This is a genomic window from Sulfolobus sp. B1 (assembly GCF_007050195.1).
In the GTDB taxonomy this organism is placed as follows: domain Archaea; phylum Thermoproteota; class Thermoprotei_A; order Sulfolobales; family Sulfolobaceae; genus Saccharolobus.
The window spans coordinates 1-8,915 of record NZ_QIMI01000068.1 but is presented as its reverse complement, the minus strand read 5'-3'; the positions used below and the strand labels follow the sequence as shown (position 1 = coordinate 8,915).

Genomic DNA, 8,915 nt, shown 5'->3' with positions numbered 1-8,915 from the left:
TATTCAACGACTACATTATCTTTAGCTTCAAGCTCATGATAACCAGACACTTTACTAGAGAGGATTTCTAAACTGGATAGACCAGTATTTTTGCACCCTGGAACATTGCCATTGGATAAAATTCTGAAAGAGGAACTAATGGCTCCAATAGTTAGTTTTCCATTTGAAACTACATATACAATAACAAGATTAGCGATCTCAAATAAGTTAAGAGAATACAATTTAAAGATTGTTATACCTCATGGAGGAGGATTTGTCCCGTACCAGATTGGGAGAATAGATTTACTTTCTAACGATCAGGTTACGATCAAAAAAGATCTGTTGAAATACGTTTATTATGATACTATAATGTATACTAGAGACTCTTTAGATTTTCTGTATAAAACCGTTGGAAGTGATCACATTGTATTTGGAACAGATCATCCATTTTTTGTATCTAGACCACTTGATTTCCTAAAGTATATAGAGGATACGATTACTGAAAAAGAAAAGGTATTTTATGAAAATGCAAAGAAACTTTTTAACCTAAAAATTTAGAATAAAGAACCTTTTTTATCTTAGTGCTGAGTCGCTGTAATCGTACTAATTCCTCATTGTCCTATTTTTTAGGTCTATTAAGAAAAAATCAAGGTCAAAGTTTTTGGTCCTTCTAGGAATTATCAAGGTTTTTTAAGTCTAAGACTGTAAAATGAAGGGGAAAACACGAATAAGGGAAGTTAAACCTTTATATGCACACATGTTTTTAGATCTCAAGGAGAGATAGAGGATCTTACTTGAAAAAATACAAGGGATAATTCGGCTAAAAACCTAACATAGCGACACAATGAGGACAACCTAGCCTCTTAGGGCGGGGAGGAAGTCAGATACCGAATGAATAGAGAGGGCTGGAGAACTTGCTATGAAGTGATGAAGGTAAATAACAACCCTATGAATCATAAAGGAACTCTCTTTAGTACGTAAGGAGGTAAATGGTAATTTATAGTTATAACTTACTTTACTATATGGCATTATTATCATAAATCTAAGGCTAATAGATTTTGAGATAATCTCCTAAAGGTAAAAACTCTTAACTAGTATAACGCAAAAATTTGATAACTTTTTATATATTATTCTACTATTTTTCCCTCGTTACAGGATTTCTTAACACCCCTATAGTACTTATTTCAGCCTCTATCATATCCCCTTCTTTTAAATACTTTCCACTAGCTAAAGCTACTCCAGAAGGTGTGCCGGTAGATATTATATCCCCTGGGCTTAAAGTTATTCCGTCAGATAGGTACTCTATCAATTCGTCAATTTTAAATATCATATCTTCAGCGTAAGCGTCTTGCCTTATTTCCCCATTAACTTTTAGCGTTAACCTAGAATTATATACGTTCTCTAGTTCATCACTTGTAACTATCCACGGACCTAATGGAAAAGCTCCATCCATTCCTTTGCCGTGAACCCATCTCATACCATAAGGGGGTTCTGTAGGAAATTGTTTATCTCTAAAGCTTATATCATTTGCAATTGTATAACCAAATACGTATTTCATAGCATCTCTTCTATTAATGTATTTACCCTTTTTCCCAATGATTACTGCTAACTCAATCTCGTAATCAACCTTTTCAGATGACTTGGGGATTATTACCGGTAGATTGTTTCCAATTAAAGTGTTGTTGAACTTCGTAAATATGTAAGGTTCTTTTGGTGGGCTATAATTAGTTTCTTGAGCATGAGCCTTATAGTTAGCAGCTAATAGAAATATCTTTTCGGGGTTTTCTATTGGAGGATGATATAATATACTATTAGGTTCAAAAATTACCTCTTTCTTTTCGTCTACGTTAAGCTCATTTAAATCCTCTAATACCTTTTTTACTAATTGTATAGCAGGATCTCCGCCCTCGATTAATTCCTTCATATTATAAAACCAGATCGGAGGTTTAGCCTCGTATATTAATCTATAAGCCTCTACCAAATCGATTACCTTCCCATCCTTATATGCACCAACTCTTCTTATCTCATTTTGCTTAGAGGAAAATGTTAATAGTTTAACCATTAAAGTAATGTAGTTTCAAACGTTTATAAAGCTTTTTTAGAGTTTTAACAATAATTCATGGTCGTAATTATTTATTGTGTCAATCTAATTTATGTAAATAATACCTTAAATACTCTTATAATGTAAATCAAATAGGCTAACAATCATGAACTTTCCGTGGAAATAACTAGATGGTTAAAAATGATAAATGACGCACTCAAAATCTAATATTTAGATTTTTTATGGACGTAAATGAAATTGCCCAACTTTTAATAAAAGAACTCTTTGAATTCACAAGAAAGATTTTTAAATTTAAAAATCAAAAAGGTAGTAGGTAATCGAACCTTGACTAATAGACTATTAAGTCAACTCGTTAGTATTGAGATATTAACCCCAAAGTTAGATGAAAGTATTTGGTTCTTCAAAGACGTACTAGGTCTTTATGAGGTAGCGAGAAAGGGAAGGTCCGTGTACTTTAAGGGATGGCAAGAGTGGTATACATATAGTCTTAAGTTAACCGAGAGTGAAACTAACGGTATAAAAGAAATTACTTGGAGGGCTGATAGTGAAGACGATTTATATAAAGCAGCTAAAATAATTGAGTCTAAGGGATTAGGCTTAGGATGGGATGAGGGAGAACCAGATCTCGGAGTAGGTAAAGGATTTAGATTTATCTTACCTTCCGGACAAATAGGGAAAATAGTTTGGGATATGAAGATCTCTAGACCAATAGGGGAATTAAGGACAACTGCGATTAAGGTAAGAGGAAAGAAACCATTAAATGGTATAAAAGCAAAGGATTTATCTCACACACTTGTGTTTGCACATAATGAGGAGTCTTTACTTAATTCAGTAAATCTCCTAAAATCTCTAGGATTTAAGGTTAACGAGTACGTTAAGGATGGAAATAAGCCTTTAGCCTACTTTATGACCGTTTGTGGTTCATCTCATGATATTGCTGTTGCCTTGGATTCTCATGGTATACCAGGTAGATTAAGTCACTTGACTTACTTTGTCGAATACGTTACTGATGTTCTTACAGCAGCAGATATTTACACAGAATATGGCCTTGAAGTAATAGGGGGTCCATTAAGACATCCCGTATCTGGGGATACTATTTCAACTTACGTTAGAGAACCAGGAGGTAACATAATAGAAGTAACTCATGGAGGGTACTGGAATTTCGTGCCGGACTGGGAACCGTTAGTATGGGATATTAAAGAGGACACTAATTGGTTAACTACATGGGGTCATTTAAGAGAATTAGTATTTGAAGGTACACCAATACCTCCTAATAAAATAGAAACCGAATTAAAGGAAATAATTAGGCAAAAGCTGAATGTAAATATATGACTAAACTGTTAGGAAAATAACCTCATTTTCACCTTAATATTTTCTATATTATTCTTTTTACATTATATAATATTTCTAAATTAATTAAGGCGACATTGACAAAGTTTTTAAGTAAGGAAGTACAATCTAATATCAAGATGAAAGCATTAGTATATCACGGTCCAGGAGTTGAGAATTTAAGATTAGAAGAGGTTAAGACACCAGAACCAAATTCTCATGAAGTATTAGTAAAAGTTAAACTCGCGGGAATAACTAATTTAGAATACTTAATCGTTAACAATCTTCCTTATTCCTTATTCACTTTGAAGAGCCCTCCTCCCTTAACTCCTATGCCCCACATTTTGGGCATTGAGTTTTCTGGATTTGTAGAAAGAGTTGGTGATCACGTTAAGGGTATAAGGGAAGGAGATAGAGTAGCTGTATATGAGGTATTATTTGATGGGACTTGTGATATGTGTAGTCAAGGGAGCACTCAAATATGTAGAAAAGTAGGACATATAGGCATTAATAGTAATGGTGGATATGCTGAATATACCATTGTCCCCGAAACTAATGTTTTCCCCATTCCAGACGATATGGATTGGGGGTTAGCGACTAGTTTATCTCATTCAGTTACCACTGCATACCATGCCTTAAATAAGGCGAATGTAAAACTAGGAGATACCGTAGTAGTTTTCGGAGCTTCCGGTAATGTAGGAATGTTTGCAGTTCAATTTGCGAAAATGTTAGGAGCAAACGTAGTTGCTGTCACCAGAGATCCACAAAACAAGGAGTGGCTTAAGGAATTTGGAGCTGATTACGTAGTAAGACCAGATGAGGTAGTTGAACTCGTGAAGAAGACTACTAATGGAAGAATGGCTGAAGTATCTATTAATCCCCTTGGTGTTGACGTTTGGGATAAAAGTATAGAAGTTTTAGGACCTAATGGAAAATTAGTTTTCTTTGGAGGATATAAGAGTCTTCAAGTTACTTTAGGTCCTTTACCATTAATATATGGAAGAGAGATCTCACTAATAAGTACTAGAATAGGTAGTTTACATGAATTTAAGCAGGTGATTAAATATTATAAAAAATTAAAGGTAAAGACGTGGAAAATATACGAACTAGAAAGTGCTAACGAAGCATTTAAAGAAGTCTTAGACAAGAACGGTAAGCAATTTATAAAAATTAGCTAATGATAGCCAATTTTAAGATATTTTGAAAACTATATCAATTATAAATAAGCGATACAGATAGGATACTACTTTTTCTTGATTTATACCATTTTTGTTGATATATATTATTTAAATTTAATTTACTATATACTACCGGTCATCGAAATATAAATTATTAAAAATCCGCAATACGACTCAGTCTTGACAATCTGAGTTCAATTTTTCAAGATATCATTATTAGCCTTATGCCCAGTTGAAATGTATTCCACTAACGTTAATATTCCTACTTGTAATGAAAAAAGTATGAAAGTGATTTTTAAAATATTAACCTTTCATTATATTTAGTATGCTATACTTTAGTACCTTAACACCTCTTTGAATATCTTCCCAATCTGTCCATTCTTCTGGAGCGTGACTAATCCCTCCCTTGCTGGGTACAAATATCATTCCAATCTTTGATATTTTAGCCATAATTTGAGAATCGTGACCTGCCCTACTAGGCATATCCATAAATGTATAGCCTAATTCTTCTACAGCCCTCTTAATTGCAAAAATATTCTCACTTGAACATAGAGCCGGTTCCTCAATATAAGACGTAAAATTAACTTTAACTTTCTCTCTTTCCGATTCAATCATAGTATGAGCAATAATTTCATCCTTAATCTTGTCTAAATCTTTAATCTCTAATGACCTTATATCCACCCCTAAATTTACTCTACCCGGAATTACATTAACCACATTTGGGAAAACATCAATATAACCTACAGTGCCTACCATATCCTTATACTTTAACACGCTATCCCTTACATTTTTAATTATTGCGGAAGCAGGTATCATTGGATCACTTCTCATACTCATAGGTGTGGTCCCCGCATGGGATTGCTTACCTATAAGTTCTATCCATATTCTTAAAATTCCAACTATGCCCGTTACAATACCTATTTGTTTTCCTTCATTCTCTAGTATTGGACCTTGTTCAATATGAAGTTCAAAATGATTTATTATTTTATACGGAAATTTCTCTATTACTTTCACATCTTTTGGTAAATTATTTAAGAAACGTTTGAAGGCATCAGCAAAATTTATATTCTCATACTTTCCCTTTAGTGAGTGTAATTCCTCCTTCTTTATCAACCCAGCAAAGTATTTACTTCCAGCAAAGGGTGTAAAAGAGTTTCCTTCCTCATCGGTAAATACTATTACTGCTGTGGGGAATTTAGTCTTAATATGATCTTCAACAAACTCTCTAATAACTTGTATACCTCCGACAACTCCTAAAACACCGTCAAACATTCCTCCATTTAAGACACTATCTACGTGAGATCCAGTTGATATGAAAGGTTCCTTTAGCTCACCTTCCCTAATTCCTATGATATTTCCACCCATATCTACGTAAACTTTGAGTCCAGTTTCTTTCATTTTCTCGATCACGTATAATCTAGCTTGTATATCAGCTTCTGATAACGCAGGTCTTGAAACACCACCTTTAGGATCCTTACCTATCTTACCTAAGTTTTCTATATCTCTCTTAACTTCTGACATATAATGAACACCTTATGATTGTATTGCAATTGAGTTTCATGTATATTCTTTCCTTAAATAAATAAAAATATTCCTTCTAATTCAAAAATTTAACTTGATTTCATTTTTAAAATATAATCAAACATAGTTTTACTTCATCATATATCTCTAAACGTCATAGATAGAAACTTTATTTGACTAATTCTGTTAAGAGTCTTTAACATAAAAATTCTCTAATCTCTACTTCTCTTCATTTGTACTTTATCTATTTCATGAACATATAGTAAATAGTTCAATATATTTCTGTGATCTTAAGTACACCTTTCGTATTTGTTTAGATTACTTAAATCAGTGGCAAATACGTTTATATAATCATAAAAATAGTGATATAAGGATAGATATTAACTAAACTTAAAGAGAGAAAGATTGTAAAATTTCCAATTCTTAAATAGCATAAAGCCAAAAAAGATTTGAATTTAGAAAAAATGTTAAATTTCTGAATTTATTCATGAATTAATTCGCAAGATTTTAAAAAGTCTTTTGAAATACCCTTTACTTGTCGACACATCACTTACTAAAGTAACTGATCCTAACAGAACTAACATTAATGGTATCCACATGAAGCTGTTGTTGTTATCACTTTTACTACTCTTTAACCCATATGCTGCTGGATTCGTTACCCATGGTGGATAATAGTTTGCAAATGGATGGTTTGGAAATCCTAAGTATCCTAAGCCTAGTTTTGCTGCTGCTAGCCATTCACTCTCCTCTTCTTGCATTGCTGAGACTAGTGTTGAGTTCCAAGCTGATAAACCTGCATTACCGACTTGTTGTAGTGTTAGTAATCCAGAGTTGATTTGTGCGAAAACATCAGCGAATACACCTCCATTCGGTAAGGAATAAACGAAATCTTGCGGATGGCCAGAATCATTTAGCAATAGTTGGTACTCATACCATTGTGCAGGAGTGTTAAAGTAGTCAGTAGCGTTTTTGTAATACGTTAATCCTTTCCACTTACTCCATATTTCCATTCCTTGATATGACGTCCAGAAGTGGGCTAGTTGCAAAGCTTGTTGTTCTTGAGGACCTACTGGTATGCCTACTGATCCTACTGCTAACATATAATAGTTCTGTGTTCCAGGGAATGGTGATTCTATGAACACTACGCTTGAGTTATTAATGTATTGCGGCAATGGGGGATATGCTGTAGTGTTTAGAAAATCATATGCGTATGCAGTAACCCATATACCATTAACTTGAAAAGCTGCTTTTCCTTGAATTAGTAGTGTTAACCCTTGCGTCCACGTCATCGATTGCCATCCTGGGTAATCGTAGGATGTGAAGTTCAAGAACCAATAATTAGTCTCATTTATTAGTTTTTGAACTGTAGCGTTATCCAAGTTTATAGTTCCATACGTCATTTCGTTATATAGCTTTGGCCCTGCCAATGATAAGAATATTGCTGACCACAATTCAAATTGATCCCATCCACCATCACCACCTGGTATTATCCATGGATGGATTCCATGGTTTGCCAACTGTACAGTATCGTAGATTAGTGTGCTAAAGTTGTATGGGAATGGTAAATTATACTCCCTTAATAATTGAGCATTAATGAATAGAAAACCATCAGGTTCAACATCAATAGGGACAGAGAGCATAGTTCCATTATAAGTACCAACCTGAAATACCTCGTAAATAGTATTGTTCAATAGTCCCCACTTCTGCACATAAGGTGTAATATTTACAAATGAGTTTATACCGTTAGGCGCGGCCTCAGCATAACTAATTGTGTTTGGACCAAACTGTGTCTGGAAGAGTGCTGGTGGTTTTCCAGCCTCTATTAGAGCTAATATTGCGTATTTAGCGTTTGTCCCACCAGCTCCAGGCACGACATAGGGTTGTACTTGAATATTAGTTGTATTCTCAAATGCTGGTACTAAGTGTTGTAGGGCTATTTTTCCTTCTGTTGCCCACCATGTGTAGAATACTATTGGTCCTGTTGTGCTTGTTGTCACTACTGGTGTTGTTGTGCTTGTTGTTATTGTGCTTGTTACTGTTGTTGTTACTACTGTTGTTGTTGGTTTTCTTGTTAGTAGTACTCCTGCTACTGCCCCAATAACTACAATTATTACTACTACAGCAACAATTATGGCTATTTGTGTTGATGATAAACCCTTAACTAAACTATAACTATGTTTCATGGCAAACTATAGTAAGTTTAGTTAATTAATAAACCTTTATGATAATTCTCTATGACGAATATAGTCTATAATTATTCAAGGATAAATTAGATTGAGAAATAAATTCGAATTTAGGGACAAGTCATATTCTATGTGATATCATAATATGAATGAGATGGAAGGGTAAAAAAACACGGTATTGGGATCATTGGTATCGATCATCATTGTGGTTATCAACTGGTTGGCGTTGACCATAGCTACAAAATGAGGAAAGCCTCACCTTTAAGGGCGGGGATAGTAAGGCATTTAAACTCCTTTTTTCTCTTCTTTTTGTGAGTAGGGAAGCTAGTAAGAAGGGTGGATTAGGAATCGGAGCTACTGCTAGCCTTATGACTCCCCCACCACTCCCCTAGTCAATCTCGCCTCTGAGAGGGGTTTAAGATATGTACTTGATTGGTTAAGGGGAAAGTAAACTGGAAAAGAACCTAGTTAAGGAAGTTCATAAGGGAACTTATCAAGTTTTAAAGGAAAAGTTTACCCTAAGCTTGTTCAAGATTGTTATAGGGATGCTATAGCAATATACAAAAGTTGGTTAAAGAACCCTAAGAAGGGTAAGCATCCTAGAATACGTAAAGTGTCTGGTTATCATGAGCTTGAAGCTAAAGATAATGTAGTCGTTGAATA

At 34.2% G+C, this 8,915-nt stretch carries 5 protein-coding genes and 1 pseudogene; 3 read left to right on the top strand and 3 right to left on the bottom strand.

All coding sequences use genetic code 11. From position 1 onward, the window contains the following. Positions 1-60: 60 nt before the first annotated feature. Positions 61-537 (top strand): annotated as a pseudogene (locus DMP16_RS05955) (amidohydrolase family protein); the annotation flags it as partial. 577 nt (positions 538-1,114) lie between these two features. On the opposite strand, the gene DMP16_RS05950 reads toward DMP16_RS05955, so the two are convergent. After that, positions 1,115-2,041, bottom strand: coding sequence for a fumarylacetoacetate hydrolase family protein (locus tag DMP16_RS05950; protein WP_069284380.1), 927 nt, complete (start codon positions 2,039-2,041; stop codon positions 1,115-1,117). Between the two features lie 324 nt (positions 2,042-2,365). Here DMP16_RS05950 and DMP16_RS05945 point away from each other — a divergent pair, with 324 nt between their 5' ends. After that, positions 2,366-3,373: a VOC family protein gene (locus DMP16_RS05945; protein ID WP_069284381.1), complete on the top strand. Its 1,008-nt coding sequence runs from the start codon at positions 2,366-2,368 to the stop codon at positions 3,371-3,373. 137 nt (positions 3,374-3,510) lie between these two features. Then, positions 3,511-4,548 carry an alcohol dehydrogenase catalytic domain-containing protein gene (locus DMP16_RS05940; protein ID WP_069284382.1) on the top strand — a complete coding sequence of 346 codons (1,038 nt, stop codon included), beginning with the start codon at positions 3,511-3,513 and terminating at the stop codon, positions 4,546-4,548. Positions 4,549-4,851: 303 nt separating this feature from the next. On the opposite strand, the gene DMP16_RS05935 is transcribed toward DMP16_RS05940, so the two are convergent. Together DMP16_RS05935 and glcS are read right to left on the bottom strand one after the other, a co-directional pair. Beyond that, positions 4,852-6,069 (bottom strand): M20 family metallo-hydrolase, encoded by a 1,218-nt coding sequence (locus DMP16_RS05935; RefSeq protein WP_069284383.1) that lies wholly within the window; start codon positions 6,067-6,069, stop codon positions 4,852-4,854. A gap of 485 nt (positions 6,070-6,554) precedes the next feature. Continuing rightward, positions 6,555-8,252, bottom strand: coding sequence for a glucose ABC transporter substrate-binding protein GlcS (gene glcS / locus DMP16_RS05930; RefSeq protein ID WP_083216417.1), 1,698 nt, complete (start codon positions 8,250-8,252; stop codon positions 6,555-6,557). Positions 8,253-8,915: the final 663 nt, after the last annotated feature.